This is a genomic window from Arthrobacter sp. HLT1-20 (genome assembly GCF_054510895.1).
The window spans coordinates 68,143-83,592 of record NZ_JBTNDR010000009.1; the positions used below are offsets into that span (position 1 = coordinate 68,143).

14 protein-coding genes are annotated in these 15,450 nt (G+C 63.6%); 9 read left to right on the plus strand and 5 right to left on the minus strand.

The genetic code is table 11. The features are described from left to right. Nucleotides 1-74: 74 nt before the first annotated feature. From ACX80Q_RS07195 to ACX80Q_RS07215, 5 genes are all read left to right on the plus strand, one after another. Nucleotides 75-1,604, plus strand: coding sequence for an aldehyde dehydrogenase family protein (locus ACX80Q_RS07195; RefSeq protein ID WP_459329845.1), 1,530 nt, complete (start codon nucleotides 75-77; stop codon nucleotides 1,602-1,604). After that, nucleotides 1,597-2,826 carry a CaiB/BaiF CoA transferase family protein gene (locus tag ACX80Q_RS07200; RefSeq protein WP_459329846.1) on the plus strand — a complete coding sequence of 410 codons (1,230 nt, stop codon included), beginning with the start codon at nucleotides 1,597-1,599 and terminating at the stop codon, nucleotides 2,824-2,826. The genes ACX80Q_RS07195 and ACX80Q_RS07200 overlap by 8 nt, the downstream gene beginning before the upstream one ends. Then, nucleotides 2,819-3,622 (plus strand): enoyl-CoA hydratase/isomerase family protein, encoded by an 804-nt coding sequence (locus tag ACX80Q_RS07205; RefSeq protein ID WP_459329847.1) that lies wholly within the window; start codon nucleotides 2,819-2,821, stop codon nucleotides 3,620-3,622. The genes ACX80Q_RS07200 and ACX80Q_RS07205 overlap by 8 nt, the downstream gene beginning before the upstream one ends. 275 nt (nucleotides 3,623-3,897) lie before the next feature. Continuing rightward, nucleotides 3,898-4,527 carry a TetR/AcrR family transcriptional regulator gene (locus ACX80Q_RS07210; protein WP_459329848.1) on the plus strand — a complete coding sequence of 210 codons (630 nt, stop codon included), beginning with the start codon at nucleotides 3,898-3,900 and terminating at the stop codon, nucleotides 4,525-4,527. Further along, nucleotides 4,524-6,194 (plus strand): MDR family MFS transporter, encoded by a 1,671-nt coding sequence (locus ACX80Q_RS07215; protein ID WP_459329849.1) that lies wholly within the window; start codon nucleotides 4,524-4,526, stop codon nucleotides 6,192-6,194. Before ACX80Q_RS07210 ends, ACX80Q_RS07215 begins: the two co-directional genes overlap by 4 nt. 54 nt (nucleotides 6,195-6,248) lie before the next feature. On the opposite strand, the gene ACX80Q_RS07220 is transcribed toward ACX80Q_RS07215, so the two are convergent. Continuing rightward, on the minus strand, nucleotides 6,249-6,953 hold the full coding sequence (locus tag ACX80Q_RS07220) for an ABC transporter ATP-binding protein (RefSeq protein ID WP_459329850.1): 705 nt from the start codon (nucleotides 6,951-6,953) through the stop codon (nucleotides 6,249-6,251). Nucleotides 6,954-6,956: 3 nt separating this feature from the next. Next, nucleotides 6,957-8,405 (minus strand): ABC transporter permease, encoded by a 1,449-nt coding sequence (locus ACX80Q_RS07225; RefSeq protein WP_459329851.1) that lies wholly within the window; start codon nucleotides 8,403-8,405, stop codon nucleotides 6,957-6,959. Nucleotides 8,406-8,566: 161 nt separating this feature from the next. Between ACX80Q_RS07225 and ACX80Q_RS07230 the strand changes: the two genes are divergently transcribed. Beyond that, nucleotides 8,567-9,640, plus strand: coding sequence for a lipid II:glycine glycyltransferase FemX (locus ACX80Q_RS07230; protein WP_459329852.1), 1,074 nt, complete (start codon nucleotides 8,567-8,569; stop codon nucleotides 9,638-9,640). A 228-nt stretch (nucleotides 9,641-9,868) separates the two neighbouring features. Beyond that, entirely contained in the window at nucleotides 9,869-11,296 is a 1,428-nt protein-coding gene (locus ACX80Q_RS07235; protein ID WP_459329890.1) for a threonine/serine exporter family protein, read from the plus strand. Nucleotides 11,297-11,583: 287 nt separating this feature from the next. Here ACX80Q_RS07235 and ACX80Q_RS07240 read toward each other — a convergent pair whose 3' ends face one another. Both ACX80Q_RS07240 and ACX80Q_RS07245 read right to left on the minus strand, forming a co-directional pair. Beyond that, nucleotides 11,584-12,438, minus strand: a complete 855-nt coding sequence (locus ACX80Q_RS07240; RefSeq protein ID WP_459329853.1) for a siderophore-interacting protein — start codon at nucleotides 12,436-12,438, stop codon at nucleotides 11,584-11,586. Between the two features lie 76 nt (nucleotides 12,439-12,514). Next, the gene (locus tag ACX80Q_RS07245) at nucleotides 12,515-13,273 is read right to left on the minus strand and encodes a uracil-DNA glycosylase (protein ID WP_459329854.1); all 759 of its coding nucleotides are present in this window, start codon (nucleotides 13,271-13,273) and stop codon (nucleotides 12,515-12,517) included. A 220-nt stretch (nucleotides 13,274-13,493) separates the two neighbouring features. Between ACX80Q_RS07245 and ACX80Q_RS07250 the strand changes: the two genes are divergently transcribed. Together ACX80Q_RS07250 and ACX80Q_RS07255 are read left to right on the plus strand one after the other, a co-directional pair. Then, nucleotides 13,494-13,769, plus strand: coding sequence for a DUF3263 domain-containing protein (locus ACX80Q_RS07250; RefSeq protein WP_459329891.1), 276 nt, complete (start codon nucleotides 13,494-13,496; stop codon nucleotides 13,767-13,769). A 42-nt stretch (nucleotides 13,770-13,811) separates the two neighbouring features. Beyond that, the gene (locus ACX80Q_RS07255) at nucleotides 13,812-14,420 is read left to right on the plus strand and encodes a LytR C-terminal domain-containing protein (protein ID WP_459329855.1); all 609 of its coding nucleotides are present in this window, start codon (nucleotides 13,812-13,814) and stop codon (nucleotides 14,418-14,420) included. Nucleotides 14,421-14,541: 121 nt separating this feature from the next. Here ACX80Q_RS07255 and ACX80Q_RS07260 read toward each other — a convergent pair whose 3' ends face one another. Continuing rightward, a complete protein-coding gene (locus tag ACX80Q_RS07260) occupies nucleotides 14,542-15,093 on the minus strand; it encodes a TM2 domain-containing protein (protein ID WP_459329856.1) in 552 nt (183 codons plus the stop codon). Nucleotides 15,094-15,450: the final 357 nt, after the last annotated feature.

Here is a 15,450-nt window from a genome sequence, read left to right on the forward strand (position 1 = left end):
CGCTGGTGTGACAGTGGTCATGGACGGCTCACACCCATAGCCGCCACCGTTGATAAAGCAAAGGGGCTTTAGATATGACAACTGAGACACCCATCAGTTCCCACGCCGTGTGGACCGTGAGGGACCACCCCATGTGGATTGACGGCGTGCCCGTGCCATCGAGCAGCGGCCAATGGCGTGATGTCCACAACCCGGCCCGCCGCGAGAGCGTCATTGCCCGAGTCCCCGCCGGCACCGCTAATGACGCCGACCATGCGGTGACGGCAGCCCGTGCCGCGTTCCCGGCTTGGCGCGCCCTGCACTTCACGGGCCGGGCCAAGGCCTTGTGGGCCATTGCCGACGAACTTGAACAGCGGGCCGAGGAGTTTTCCAGGCTCACGGCCCTGGATACCGGCAACGCCCTGCGCACCCAGGCCCGGCCCGAAACCACCAGCATGGTGGCCATGTTCCGCTACTTTGCTGGCATTGCCGGAGAGGTCAAGGGGACAACCCTGCCCGCAGGGGATGACCAGCTGCAGTACACCCGGCTGGAACCGCTGGGCGTGGTGGCCGCCATCCTGCCCTGGAATTCCCCGCTTCTGATTGCCGCGTTCAAGGTGCCTGCCGCACTCGCCGCCGGCAATACGGTGATCCTCAAGGCCGCCGACGACGCCCCGCTGACCATCCTGCTCCTGGCCGAGGTGTGCAACAAGCACCTGCCCGCTGGTGTGCTCAACGCCCTCACCGGTCGCGGCGCCGTGGTGGGCGATGCCCTGGCCACCCACCCCGGCGTGGATAAGGTTTCCTTCACCGGATCCACCGAGGTGGGGCGCCAGGTGGGCGCCCAGGCCGGCGGCCGGCTGGCACACATGTCGCTGGAACTGGGCGGCAAAAACCCGTCCATCGTGTTCCCGGACGTTTTGGACGGGGGTGCGGAGTCCGACGTCGAACTCATGAACGGTCTGCTCCTGGCCTCACGCTTCACCCGGCAGGGCCAAAGCTGCACCGCCGGTTCCCGGCTGTACCTGCACGAGGACATTTTCGACGAGGTGGTGTCCCGGCTGGGCGCTAAGCTTGGCGCGCTGACGGTGGGCGACCCGCTGGATGAGGCCACGGACATGGGCGCCATCATCAACGCCCGCCAGCACGCCCAGATCACCGGCTTCCTGGACGAGGGCAGGGCCACCGACGGCATGAAGGCTGTGCTGGGCGGGGAGGCGCCAGCATCCGGGCCGCTGACGGAGGGCTACTACCATGTGCCCACCCTGTTCACGGGCGGGCGGAACGAATTCCACATTGCCCGGGAGGAGATCTTTGGCCCCGTGCTGGTGGCGATTCCCTGGCGTGAGGTGGACGATGTGGTCCGCATGGCCAACGACACCCACTACGGGCTGGCCGCCTATGTGTGGAGCCACAACCTTGACGACGCCCTGAACACGGCGCACCGGGTGGACGCCGGCTGGGTGCAGGTCAATCAGGGCGGCGGGCAGGTGCCGGGTCAGTCCTATGGTGGCTACAAGCAAAGCGGCATGGGCCGGGAAGTGTCCCTGGAGGGCATGCTCGAGGGATTCACCCAGACCAAGCAGATCAACGTGAAGCTGCGCCAGAGCGGTCCCCGTGGCTGAGGGTCTTGGACAGCTGCCCCTCGCCGGGGTGAAGGTCATGGACCTCTCCCGTGCGCTCGCCGGCCCCTACTGCGCCGCGCTTCTGAGCGACATGGGCGCCGAAGTCATCAAGGTGGAGAGCGCCACGGGCGGCGACTCCAGCCGTGCCTGGGCTCCCTTCGACGGCCCTCATTCGCTGTACTTCGACTCCGCCAACCGCAACAAGCAGTCGGTGGCCGTGGACTTTTACGCCGAGGCTGGCAAGGCCCTGCTGTGGGATTTGGCCGTGGCCAGCGACGTGCTCATTGAAAACTTTCGCCCGGGGGTGCTGGCCGCCACGGGCCTGGACCCGGAACTGCTCCGGGAGGCCAATCCGCAGCTGATCATCGCCTCCGTCACGGGATTTGGGCCAACGGGGCCGCTGAGCCAGGCCGCCGGCTTGGACCAGGTGGCCCAGGGCATGTCCGGGCTCATGTCCGTGACGGGCCTTGACGTTGACCACATGTACCGGGTGGGTGTTCCCATCGTGGATTTGGTCACCGGGATCTACACGGCCTTCGGCATTGCTGCAGCCCTGGCCGGGCGCAAGGAGGGCGGGGCTGGGAGCGCGGTGTCGGCGTCGTTGTTGGAAACAGGGCTCTCGCTTTCCGCGTTTCAGGGGCAGCAATACCTGAGCACGGGCGAGGTACCCGTGCCGCGCGGCAACAACCATCCGGTCCTTTCCCCGTATGGGGTGTTCAAGAGTGCGGACATTCCGCTCATCATCGCCGTGGGCAGCGAGAAACAATGGGTGCTGCTGTGTGGGCTGCTGGGGCGCCCGGAGCTGGCCGCACACCCGGACTATGCCTCCAGCCGCCTGCGCACTGTCCACCGCGAGGAGCTCCGCGAACTCATCGATGGTCTGCTGGCACGGCAAAATGCTGCCGATTGGCTGCGCGAGCTGCGGGCCGCCGGCATCCCGGCCGGGCCCATCTACAACTACGCCCAGGCCTTTGCCGATCCGCAGGTGCAGCACCTGAACATGGTGCAAACGGTCCTTCGCAGCGACGGCTCCGAACTGCCACTGCTGCGCGGCCCGGTATCGGTCAACGGGCAGCCGCCCGCCGTACGCAAGGCGCCTCCTGCCCTCGGTGAGGACACTCTGGCCGTTTTGGCAGGGCTGGGGCTCACCGCCGAACAGATTGCCGGCCTGGTGGACGCCGGGGTGGTGCTTGCCGCGCCGGCGGTGGCCTCCCATGGCTGAGCTGCGTGCTGAGCTGCGGGTGGAGCGCCACGGCGAGGTGGCCGTGCTGGTTATCGACAACCCCGCCATGCGCAACGCCGTCACCCATGCCATGTGGCAGCAATTCATGGCCCTGCTCGCTGCGTTGGCCGCGGACAGCGCCGTCAAGGTGCTGGTGGTGCGCGGGGTGGGGGAGCACTTCTCGGCGGGGGCGGACATTGCCTCTCTCAAGAGCATCCTGCATGACCCGGCCACGGGGCATCACGGCGGCTTGGACATCACGGCCGCCGAGGACGCACTTGCGGCATTCCCCAAGCCCACCATCGCCGCAATCGACGGCTACTGCGTGGGCGGTGGCTGGCAAATTGCCGGGGCGTGCGATCTGCGCCTGGCCAGCAGCCGCGCAGTCTTTGGTGTCACGCCCGCCAAAATCGGGATCGTGTACCCCCTGTCCGGAATCGGGCGACTCGTGGAGATCGCAGGTCCTGCAACCGCCAAATACCTGCTGCTCACGGGGGACTTTGTGCAGGCACCCGAGGCTCTCCACCTGGGGCTGGTCACAAAAATTCTCGCCGGGGAATCGTTTTGGGACCAGGTCAGCGACTTTGCGCAGCATGTTGCTGCGCGCTCGCAGTTCTCCCACCAGGCGCACAAGCAGCTGGTCAACGCACTGGGCGCTGTCACGGCGGACGTGGCAGGGCTCTATGATCGCTGGCAGCAGGAAATGGTGCGCAGCGCCGACGCCGAGATTGGTATTGCAGCATTTCTGGCCAAGGAAACCCCGCGGTTCACCTGGGTGGCGCCGTCCGAGGGCTGAGGCGGATGCTGGCTGAACACGGGGCTGGGCCAGGGGCTGGCTGAGCGGGCCCTCGATTTCGGCTCACCACGGCGTGCCAAACCTGCCCCCAATGCCCCACGGCGTGCCAAACCGGCGAGGGAACATGAAAGTTCATGGGTCCTCTCCCCTTTGGCACGCCGTCGGCAGGGGAGAGCTCGGGAAGCGCTGGGGAACGGCCCGCTTGTGAGTCAAAATATGCACGAATGTAAACTTTGCACTTGTGCAATAAGTGCTCGGGTGCATATTCTTGAGGTATGCAAAAAACCACTGTGCCGTTGCGTGAGCGGAATCGTCTTGAGACCTGGGCGTTGATCCATGACAAGGCATCCCTCATGGCGTGCGAAGAGGGCCTGAACAAAGCCACCGTGGAAGCCATTGCCGATGCGGCGGGCATTTCCAAGCGCACCTTCTTCAACTACTTTGCCTCCAAGGAAGATGCCATCTTGGGCATTCAGGCGCCCAAGCTCTCCGAGGAGACTATCGCGGCCTACCGTGCCGACGGGGACCAGGATTTGTTCGGGCGAACGGTGCACCTGATGGCCGCCGTCATCCGCTCCATGTTCCCCGAAGCGTCCCTGAGCGATCGCCGTAGGCAGCTCAAAGCCGACTACCCGGAGTTGGGGAAGCGCATTTTCACCCATATGCGGGCCTCGGAGGAACTGGTGGAGGCCGCCCTTTTGGAGCGGTACCAGGAAGGGTTGCCGGAGGACACCTGGTCTGAGCTGCCGCCGGGCCGGGACTCCGCGCTGGCCTTGCTGATGATGGCGGGAACTGTTTTGCGGTTCGCGTTCTCCAAAGACCCCAGCGCCACAACCAACGAGGACAGCCCGGCCGTTTACGAGGCCATTGAAATTTTCAGAGAGGCCATCAAGGCAACGCTATGAGTACTAAGAAAATGAGTTCCACCGCCCAGAAAGCTGTGGCAGGTGCCCCGGCCGAGCAGGGAGATCCCCATGCGCAGCGCAGGATTGTGCTGCTCTTTGCGGGCCTGATGGTCACCATGTTGCTGGCCTCACTGAATCAGACAGTGCTCTCCAGTGCGCTGCCCACGATCGTAGGTGAGCTCTCCGGCGTCGAACATATGGCGTGGATCATCACGGCCTTCATCCTGGCCTCCACCATCATGATGCCCGTCTATGGCAAGTTGGGTGACCTTTTGGGCCGCAAGCCCATGCTGCTGTTCGCGATCTCCATTTTCATGGTGGGCTCGGTGATTGGCGCGCTGGCACCGGATATGACCACGTTGATTGTGGCCCGCGTGGTCCAGGGACTGGGTGGCGGTGGCTTGATGATTCTCTCGCAGGCCACCATTGCCGACGTCGTCCCGGCCCGTGAACGCGGCAAATACATGGGCATCATGGGCGGCGTCTTCGCGTTCTCCTCGGTGGCCGGCCCACTCATTGGTGGCGGGCTCACGGAGGGTCCCGGCTGGCGCTGGACGTTCTGGATGAACGTGCCGCTGGCCGTGCTGGCCATTCTTGCCACCATTTTCCTGCTGCATGTGCCGCGCAAGGTGCACGCAACCCGGCCCAAGATTGACTACCTAGGCATGATGCTCATTGCCTTGGCTACCACCGCGATTGTCCTGGTGGGCACTTGGGGCGGCTCGCAGTACGACTGGAACTCCCCGGAGATCATTGGCCTGGCCATCGCGGCAGTTGTCACGGGCGTGCTCTTCGTCATCGTGGAACTGCGCGTTCCCGAGCCCGTCATGCCCATGAGCCTGTTCAAGAACCGCAACTTCAACCTGACCACCGTTGCCGGTCTGCTGACAGGTATCGCCATGTTTGGTGCCATCGGCTACATGCCCACCTATCTGCAGATGGCCACGGGTTACTCGGCCACAGAGGCCGGGCTGCTGATGATCCCCATGATGGCTTGCCTCTTAGTGGTCTCCGTGGTGGTTGGCCGCCGCGTCTCCACCACGGGCCGGTACAAGATCGCGCCCATTGTTGGCTCACTCATCCTGGCTGTTGCGTTGGCGTTGATGGCGACCATCACCGTGGGCACCCCCATCTACGTCATCTGCATCTACCTGGGCATCATGGGCATTGGCCTCGGGGCAAGCATGCAGATCCTGACGCTGGTTGCACAAAACTCCTTCCCGCTGGCCCTGGTGGGAACGGCTACCGCCGGGCAAAACTATTTCCGCCAGGTGGGTGCCACGCTGGGCTCGGCCGTGGTTGGTGCAGTTTTTGCCACCCGGCTACACGAACTGGTGGCCGAGAAGCTCCCGGGTGGTACGGGTGGTGGTGGCGCCAACTCCTTCACCCCGCACCTGGTCAACAGCCTGCCGCCGCAGATCAAGGCGCTGGTCATTGAGTCCTACAACGAGGCCCTGATTCCGGTCTTCCTGTGGATGGTGCCGCTGGCTGTGCTCGCAGCAATTGTGCTGTGCTTTGTGAAGGAAGTGCCCTTGGAGACCAAGGCCGACCGCGAGATTGTCCTGGACGTCAGCCCCGAGGGGATGGCCGAGTTTGAGTCGGCTGTGCAGTACGACGCCGTTGCCTCCGCTGGTTCCGCGGCGGAGGCTCCGGCGCCACGCAAGTAAGCAACGCCCCAACTATGACGCAGTAGGTGCTGAAAATCGCAGCGAAAATAGCACCTACTGCGTCATAGTTGGTTGGGCGGGGTTTTTGTTGTCCTCGGTGATCTTGCCGCGGGCCAGCCGGAACTTCCTGTCCGTTTGGGCAGCCAATGCCTGATCGTGTGTCACCACCAGGATGGTTGTCTTCTTTTCATGGGCAAGCCGCCGCAGCAAGGCGATGATGACCTCACCGGTTTCATCATCCAGGTTGCCCGTGGGTTCATCGGCCAGGATCAGCTTGGGGTTGTTGGCCAAGGCCCGGGCAATCGCCACGCGCTGCTGCATGCCGCCGGAGAGCTTGTTCGCCTTGCGGGCATGCATCTCCTCCGTCAGCCCCACCTGATTGAGTAGCTCAGCCGCCCGCCGGCTCCTTTCGGCGTGGGAAACGCCGGCAAACTCCATGGGCAGCATGACGTTTTCCTTGGCGGACAGGTTGGGAATCAGGTGGTACGCCTGAAACACAAAGCCAATGTCGTCGCGCCGGTAGGCAGTGAGCTTACCGTCCGGGAGGGCGGAAACGTTCACCCCGTCCACCACAACGTCCCCGGATGTTGCCTTGTCCAGGGCCCCCAGCAGCGAGAGCAGGGTGCTCTTGCCGCTGCCGCTCTTGCCCAGGATGGCGGCAAAACTGCCCTGCTCCAGGCTGAAGGAGACCCCGTTGACGGGCTTGATGGTGCGGTCGCCCGATTTGAAGGTCTTGACCACATCGCTCACTTTTAGCATCGTTTACTCTCCTCGCAGAACTTCAATGGGACGTACCTTGGCTGTCAGCAAGGCCGGAATGAGCGCGCCCAGGGCCGCGATCAGCAAGATGCCAGCCACCCCAAACACCAGTGTCTGCCAGCCCAGGGATGTGCTGACGGTGCCGATGAGCTGCTCCGCCCCCGCAAAGGCGCCACGGGTCCGCGTGAAACCTTCGCCGCCGCCGGTGCAGCCGCCGGGTCCGCCGCCGGGGCCGGCAGAGCCGGCAGTGCCCACGGTGGCGGCGCTGGTACTGGTATTGCCGGCCACCAGGGCGTTGACGATGGGGTTGCTGCTGAACGCAGCCACCACGGCGCCCACCACCGAGCCCATGACCACCAGGACCATGGCCTCGATCACGAACTGAGCCCCGATGATGCGGTTGGAGGCGCCGATGGCCTTCAGAACCCCAATTTCACGGCGCCTCTCGCGCACCACCATGATCATGATCAGCAGGACAATGAGCCCGGCCGTCACGAGTGAGGCGATGAAGGCGATCAGGGAGATGTTTTGCACGCTGCCCAGGGAACTGATGGCCGAGTCCAGATTGGTTGAGCCGGAGGTGACATCAACCGTGTCTGCACCCAGTGCGGCAATAAGCGCCGTTTGGGTGGCTGCCATGTTGTCAATGCTGTCCACAGTCACCGTGAGGCTGCTCAACTGTCCCGCCTGGTCCGTGAGCGTCTGCGTTGCTGCAAGGGGCAGGTAGATGGCGTTGTTATCAAACTCGGTGCCGGCGTCGAAGATGCCAGTGACCTTCATGGTCCTGTCCTGGACCGTGAACGTGGAGCCCACCAACAGGCTGTTCTTGGTGGCGAGCGTGCTGCCCACCAGCACCTGCGTGGAGGCGTCTGCAAAGTCGGTGAGCTGGGCCCCGCTGGTGACATTGACGGCCGCCCCGGTGGCTGTTGTGGAAGCGGAAACGCCCGTGGCCTGGATGGGGATGCTGAAACCCGCAGGTGAGGCTGCCGTGTCCTGCCCCGACGTGCTGCCGTTGCTGTTGTTGCGCTGGCCCAACGACCCCGGAGCCACAGCGGATTCCAGGCTGGTGGTGCCGCTGGTGCCGAAGCCGCCGCCCTGGCCGCCCGCGGGCCCGTTGCCCCCGCCGGAGGTGCTGATTTCCGCAGCCTCATTGCGCAGCCGCACGCTCAGCGTCCCGGTCACATTGCTCACGTGCTCGACGGCGGATGCCTGGGTGAGTGCCGCAGCCGTCAACGGCTCGCCGCCGCCCAACCCTCCACGGGATCCCGCCGGATTGACCGTAAGGGTGTTGCCCACCGACGCCTTCAGCGAATCGACCTTGCCGGCAACGGCCTGATTGGCAACCAGCATGGACAGCGCCAGACCAATGGCAACAGCCAATATGATCACCACGGAGCCGGTCCGGATCTTGTTGCGGAAGGCGTTGCCCACGCTTCTGGACACCACACTCATAAATTGCTCCCAACTGTGTGGCCGCCCTCGCGGCGACCGTTCACAAGCAATCGTGTGCCCGGGTTCGGTGCATTCATTATGGAGGTGCTGTGAATGGGCTGTGAGATTCTTCCCGGCTAGACTAAATGCAGCAAACACATGCCAACGTAATTGAGGGTCACTTGCCAGAATTTACCGCCCGCTTTGCCACCGCCGCCGAGATTGCACAGTGGGATTCGCTGGTCACAGCCAACCCCAACGGTGGCAATTTGCTGCAGTCTGAAGCGTTTGCCGCTGTCAAGAAAAACTATGGCTGGGATCCCCAGTTCATTGCCTTCGAGGGCCCGCAGTACACCAGCTACAACCTGGTGCTGGAAAAGTCATTCCCCATTCTGGGCAAGCTCTGGTACCTCATCAAGGGCCCCGACGCGGGAGACGTTTCCGAGATTCCGCCCATGCTGGAAGCCTTGCGAGCCTTTGTGAAACGCGCCAAACTCAATGTGTTTGCCGCGAAGATCGAGCCCGATGTCATTGCCTCGGACGAGGCCCGTGCAGTGCTTACCGGAGCCGGCTTGGTTAAGGTCCCCGACCTGCAACCCAACGACAGCACAGCCCTGCTGGACATCTCACCGGAGCCCAACCAGTTGCTGCGCAACTTGCATTCACGCGGCCGTAACGCCGTGCGCCGGGCCATCCGAGAAGAGGTCCAGGTGGTTCCCATGGAACCTACCGAGGAGACCATGCGCACCATGTACGACCTCATGGTGGGCACCATCACGGCCAAGTCCACCAGCCAGGCCCGAGACTTTGACTACTACAAGCAGTTCTGGAGCGAATTCACCAAGCGCGGCCAGGGCCGTTTCTACTTTGTGTTTGAGGACGGCGTGGCTTCGGTGGGTGCGTTTGTGATCAACTACGGTTCCAAGGCCACGTACAAGGATGGCGGTTCGCTGCAAAAGCGCAACCAGTACGGAGACTCACATTTGGTCCAGTGGGTGGCCATCAACGACATGAAGGAACTGGGTGCTGTGCAGTACGACTTCTGCGGCACGCCGCCGTCGGACAGGCTCAAGGACCCCACGCACCCGCACCACGGTTTGGGCTTGTTCAAGACCAGCTTCTCCAAGACTGTCACCGATTTTGTGGGCTGTTACGACCTGGTACTCAGCCCGTTGCGGTATAAATTGTGGTCTGTGGCAGGTGAGAGGGTGTTTAGGCAGCTCTACACCCGCCGCACAGGAAAGCAGTTCTACTAAATCGTCTTTTTGGCTTCACCGCAGCGGAAGATCCTGCCGCAGTGAGGCCCACGGCCACAGGGAGTAAGAATGACCACCAATCCCAACAGCCGGGATCAAGGCGAGGCTGGCCGAGGCCAGCCTGAAAAAACCCAACATGGGCAAGTTCCTCTGGGGAAAGCCTTCGCCAGGGGCTCCAAGAACGTCCCTGCCGGACTGGGCACTACCGGCCCGGCGCCAACTGCGAGCATGATTCCCGTGGTTTCGCCCGCGCGCCCCAACAAGGCCGCGCGGACTGTGCTGCGCAAGCTGGTGCAGGGCGAAGCCCCGCCCACGGCGCCCATGAACATTGTGGACAGGCTTGCAGGCACCCCCTACGCCAACTTCACCATCCAGGTGGGCAAGGCCGAGGAATCAGCCCGCAAAACCATTGACTTTGCTCTGCGCCTGGCCGAGACAATGTTCAGGTACGGCGCAGGTGCCCTCGAAGTGGAAACCAGCATCATCGCCGTCACCGCGGCCATGGGGTTACGCAACATTGAGGTCGACATCACCAACCAGTCGGTCATCATCAACTACGCCCCGCGGGACGCCGTGCCCATAACGCTGCTGCGGGTGGTGCGGTCCTGGACCAACAACTACGCGGGTCTGGTGGAGGTCCACGAGTTGGTGACAGACATTGCCAGCGGGGGAGTCACCCGGGATGAGGCGCACAGGCGCCTGGACGTCATCATCAAGAAGCCCAAGCCCTTCCCCCGCTGGATGGTGTCCATGGCCGAGGCAGTGTTTGCTGCGGCAGTGGTTGGTGTCATTGGTGGCACAGTGTTTGGCATGATCGTGGCGTTCCTGACCATCCTGCTGGCGGGGCAGGTGGCCCGCGTCCTGGGCAAGTGGCGGGTGCCGGACTTCTTTGTCACAGCCATCAGCTCCTTCATCGTCACCATGGTGGCTGTGCTCTGCTTCATGATGCATGTACCGCTCAGCCCATCCGTGGTGGTTGCCGGCGGCATCCTTTTGATGCTGCCCTCGGGCAGGCTTGTCTCTGCTGTGCAGGATGCCATCAACGGCTTCCCTGTCACAGCCGCAGGCCGGTTCCTCTCAGCATTTCTGACGTTTGGCGCCATAGTTGCGGGCATCGCCGTGGGGCTCGTGACCAGTTCCGTGTTCGGGGCGGACAGACTCAACGTGGCGGAGACCATCTCCGGTACCCTGCCCCTTTTCTGGGTGCTTGCGCTGGTGGCCTTGGCCACTGTGGCCATCTGCATTGCCGAGCAGACATCGCTCAAACTGCTGCTGCCCACCACTGCCGTTGCCGTGATCGGCTACGTGGTCTACTACTACGGCATGGAGTTTGGCCTGGGTGGACGCTTTGCCCCGGCTGTGGCAGCAGTTGTCATCGGCATGCTGGCCCGCGTCATTGCCCTGCGGCTGGGTGCGCCCCAGCTGGTGGTGGCCGTCCCGTCCATCATTTTCCTGCTGGTGGGGCTCTCCATCTTCCGGGCCATGTTCGTCATGACACTGACCCCCGAGGACTCCGTGACGGGCGCCGTTGGCATCTTCAACGCCCTGGTGGTGATCCTCGCGGTTGCTGCGGGCGTGGTGCTGGGCGACAACGCCGCCCGTCCACTCACCCGCAGCAGCGGCCAAAAGGACCGCCGGAGAAACCGCCGGCGGTAACCCCCGTAAGCGCTGGGCGGTCGCCGTCAGCTCTGGGACCCCCGAGCCAACGGTGACCTTGGCGGTGCTGCGGACCGCCATTTTTCCGGCGACTATCCGACACGTCGGCCGCGGGCGGCCTTTGGTGTCTCCTTTACGTCGCCTACAAAAAATGTCGGCTCCGCAGCCCCAACAAATTCGGGCCGGACATTCCGGAGCGAGGATGGATTTTGCTCGCGAGGAACGAGCGGCAAAATCTTACTGCTCGCGAGGGATGTCCGGCCCGAATTTGGCGGACTACAGGCGAACTACAGGATTTTGCCGATGGGCTGCTTCTTTTCGGCTTGGAAGTAGTCCTCGGTGCGGCCGTAGGCCCAGTAGCCCGAGAGGGACACCTGCGAGCGATCCAGGCCCCGCTGCTTGAACAGCAGATCGCGCAGGGCCTTCATGTATTCGCGTTCGCCGTGGACAAAAGCGTCGACAGTGCCAGCCGGCCACGGACCGTTGGCGACGGCGTCCAGCAGGGCGGTGCACTGATCGGGGGTGGCGCCGTCGCGGAACACCCAGGTGAGTTCAACGCCGCTGGGCTTGGCCACGGGCTGGATGTCGGCAGCCGTGTCCACCTCGATGTAGGCGTGACCCCGGGCATCTACCGGCAGGGACTCCAGGGATGAGGCAATGGCCGGCAAGGCCGATTCGTCGCCGGCAAACAGGTACCAGTCGGCGTCGGCATTGGGCTTGTAGGCGCCGCCGGGGCCGGAGAAAATGATCCTGTCTCCGGGAGTTGCGGCGTTGGCCCACGGTCCGGCCAGCCCGGAATCGCCGTGGATGACAAAGTCGATTGCCACTTCCTGGGCAGCCACATCGACCCACCGCAAGGTGTAGGTGCGGGTCATGGGCCAGTGCTCCCGCGGCATGGACTCGCGCAGCGCAAAGACGTCAACGGGTTCGGCGTAGTCCACCCCGGGCACCAGGAAATGAATCTTCACATACATGTCAGTGGCGTCCTTGGCCGTGAACTCGGCCAGGGCCGGGCCGCCAGCCACAATGCGCACCATGTGCGGGCTGAGCTGTTCACGCCGGCGCACCGTGAGGGTGAACTGGGTGCGCGGTTTAACGGCGGGCGCCACGACTGTGGCGGTTGGGGTCTCTGCTGTTGTCACAATTGTCTCCTCGATGCGGGCACAGGCCAGCAGGGGCTGGGGCGCTAACGCCCCTAGTTAGGTTCTCCTAACAAGTCTAGTTCACCGGGAGTGCCCAGTCGATTGGGGCCGCGCCTTGGGCGGCCAGCAGCTCATTGACGCGGCTAAAGGGCCTGGAGCCAAAGAATCCGCGCGAGGCCGACAACGGGCTGGGGTGGGCCGACTCGATCACGGCCGTCCCCTCCAGAAGTGGTGCCAAGCGCTGGGCGTCGTTGCCCCACAGCACGCTGACCAGGGGCTGCTTGCGTGCAGCCAGCGCGGCGATGATGGACTCGGTCACTTCCTCCCACCCACGACGCCGGTGGGAGCCCGCCGCTCCCGGCGCCACGGTGAGCACCCGGTTGAGTAGGAGGACGCCCTGGCTGGCCCAGGCGCTCAGGTCGCCGTGGGCGGCCGGCGGGATCCCCAGATCGGCGCTGAGTTCCTTATAGATGTTGTTCAGGCTGCGCGGGAGCGGCCGCGTTCTTTTGTCCACCGAAAACGCCAACCCCACCGAGTGCCCGGGCGTGGGGTACGGGTCCTGGCCAACAATCAGGACCTTGACCTGGTCCATGGGTGTGCCCAACGCACGCAACACCAAAGTGGGGTGGGGCAGGAAGCGGGTTCCGGCGTCGTACTCCCTGGTGAGCATGGTCCCCAACTCGCGCAGATTGGAGTCAAGTGGCGCCAGCGCTGCGGCCCAATCCGGTGCCATCTGGCTCAGTGGCTCCGTTCGCAACGATTCCAGGGCCTGCAGCTGATCCTGGCTCCACGGAGGCGGTGCTGGCATGTCGAAGAGGCTCGGTGTGCTGTCCATAGATTCCATTGTGGGCCATGGAAGACGTCCGCAAGAGTGGTCCACAGGGGCAGCCGGCTGAGTTGTTGTCCACAGTTTTCCAAATGACAGGGGTGTCATTCGCACCTATTATGGACAGAGCAGGGCATTGATCATGTGTTGCGTACGCGTCGAAAATGAATGGAGGGCCGTTGTGGTCGAGACAGACCAGCATGGGCAGCCCCTCGCGGACGACGCCGACGTGCCCGGTACCGCGGAAGGCGCCAGTGAGCATGTGCTCAGCGAGCGTGAAGAGCAAATGTTGGGTCTGGAGCGGCAGTGGTGGAAGTACGCCGGTGCCAAGGAACAGGCCATTCGGGAGCTGTTTGACCTCTCGGCAACCCACTACTACCAGGTGCTCAACGCGTTGATCGACACGGAAGCTGCGTTGGCGCATGACCCGATGCTGGTCAAACGGTTGCGTAGACTACGGTTGTCGCGCCAACAGGCCCGTTCCGCACGCCGGCTCGGCAATTGACGCGCCCTTCACCACGATTACCCACAAGGACACCACTGCACTATGAGTAAATACCCGCGGGATGAATTCGACGCGATCGAGGAGAACTCGGCGCGCCACGGCGTTCACCGCGCTTCCATGGAGATCCAGGGACGCTCCCTGCTGCCCCTGATGATTGTTGGAGTGGTGGCGCTGTGCATCGGCGTGCTGGCATTTTTCATCATGCCCAAGATGCTCAGTAACACAACACCCAACCAGCCTGCCGTGGTCAACAGCAGCACCGCGCCGGCAACCCCTGCTCCCAGCGTTGTACCCACCACCCAGGCGCCCACCACGGCGCCAGTGGCCACGCCGTCACCCACACCCACACCCACACCCACCCCCACCCCCGCCTCGGCGGTGGACAAGAGCGTTCCGGTGGCGATATTCAATGCAGCAGGTGTTCCCGGCCTGGCGAGCAGATATTCAGGACTGGTCACGGCCCAGGGCTGGACCGTTTCGCAGTCGGCCAACTGGGCGGGGCAACCGCAGCCGGCGTCGGTTATTTTCTATAGCGGCACCGTGCAGAAAGCCAATGCCGAGTCCTTGTCCAAAACGTTGAACATCCCCACCTTGGTGGACACAGCCGAGCTGGGCATTCCCCTGGCCGTGGTGCTGGGGCCCGGAGCCTAGGCAGCCAGGCGGGATCTGCACCCTCCGGGCTCGGCTACCGGAAAGAGTGATGGCGGGCAAACCTGATTGGTTTGCCCGCCATCACTTTTTGTTCAAATCAGCACGTCAGGACCCTGAAGAACTAGTCCTTCAGAGGAATGCCCTTGGCGTCGGTCTTGAACGGGTCTGCGCCAACGAGGATCATGATGCCTTCAATGAAGCCCCAGATTCCACCAAGTCCGAATGTCACAAAAGTCACGACAATTTGAATGACACCCATTTTTGTGTCGCCAAGGTAGAAACGATGGATACCCAGGGAGCCCAGCAAAATACCCAGGATGCCGGCCACAATCTTGGACTTCTGCTCTGCACCGTACTGCATGCCGTAAGCGGGCTGCTGGCCGTAACCTGGCTGGCCATAGTTCTGCTGCACGCCGGGCTGCGGGTAGCCGGCCTGAACGTTCTGCTGGTCGTAGCCCGCCTGAGCGCCAGGCTGCGGGTACATCGGGGCCTGCGAAGCCTGCGGGTAGGCCGGGGCCACCGGTGTTTCGGCGGGAGCTGCGGGCGCCTGGTAGGCGGGGGTCGGGACGGTCGGTGCCTGGTACTCGGGAGTCTGCGGGGTTGCGGGCTTGTCGTAGCCTGCGGGAACGGCGGCCGGGGTTGCCGGCTGTTCGGGCTGTGAATTCTCACTCATGATGTCTCCTGGTGCTAGTGCTGCGGCGCAAGGCCCTGCCGGGCGGCAGTGGGTGACCCATGTAAATGCGCGAATCGGAATACTTACAAGCTCCACGCTAGTCTCTTGCCGCCCCGGCTGAAAGAGCCACCCGCCCGTGGCGGCGAATGTGTCCTGTATTGCACGGCGGCAGTGCCCAAAACCGCGCCCATGTTCCCGTTCGCCTGAAGCTCACACAGCCCGCTCCGCTTGCACTCTGCTGTGCCGAGTGCTAATTATTGAGTTAGCACTCTGAGGTGGCGACTGCTAATTATTAGCCGGCCAGCCGCCGTCGGAGTATTGAACTTTCCTCATTGGGTGAGGGTTCGCGGCCGCTGT

Bases quoted from the DNA above. Each gene is read 5' to 3' on its own strand.
- ACX80Q_RS07210 (WP_459329848.1), top strand. From the start codon at position 3,898: ATGCAAAAAACCACTGTGCCGTTGCGTGAGCGGAATCGTCTTGAGACC.
- ACX80Q_RS07235 (WP_459329890.1), top strand. From the start codon at position 9,869: ATGATTCCCGTGGTTTCGCCCGCGCGCCCCAACAAGGCCGCGCGGACT.
- ACX80Q_RS07195 (WP_459329845.1), top strand. From the start codon at position 75: ATGACAACTGAGACACCCATCAGTTCCCACGCCGTGTGGACCGTGAGG.
- ACX80Q_RS07255 (WP_459329855.1), top strand. From the start codon at position 13,812: ATGAGTAAATACCCGCGGGATGAATTCGACGCGATCGAGGAGAACTCG.
- ACX80Q_RS07220 (WP_459329850.1), bottom strand. From the start codon at position 6,953: ATGCTAAAAGTGAGCGATGTGGTCAAGACCTTCAAATCGGGCGACCGC.
- ACX80Q_RS07260 (WP_459329856.1), bottom strand. From the start codon at position 15,093: ATGAGTGAGAATTCACAGCCCGAACAGCCGGCAACCCCGGCCGCCGTT.
- ACX80Q_RS07215 (WP_459329849.1), top strand. From the start codon at position 4,524: ATGAGTACTAAGAAAATGAGTTCCACCGCCCAGAAAGCTGTGGCAGGT.
- ACX80Q_RS07245 (WP_459329854.1), bottom strand. From the start codon at position 13,273: ATGGACAGCACACCGAGCCTCTTCGACATGCCAGCACCGCCTCCGTGG.
- ACX80Q_RS07225 (WP_459329851.1), bottom strand. From the start codon at position 8,405: ATGAGTGTGGTGTCCAGAAGCGTGGGCAACGCCTTCCGCAACAAGATC.
- ACX80Q_RS07205 (WP_459329847.1), top strand. From the start codon at position 2,819: ATGGCTGAGCTGCGTGCTGAGCTGCGGGTGGAGCGCCACGGCGAGGTG.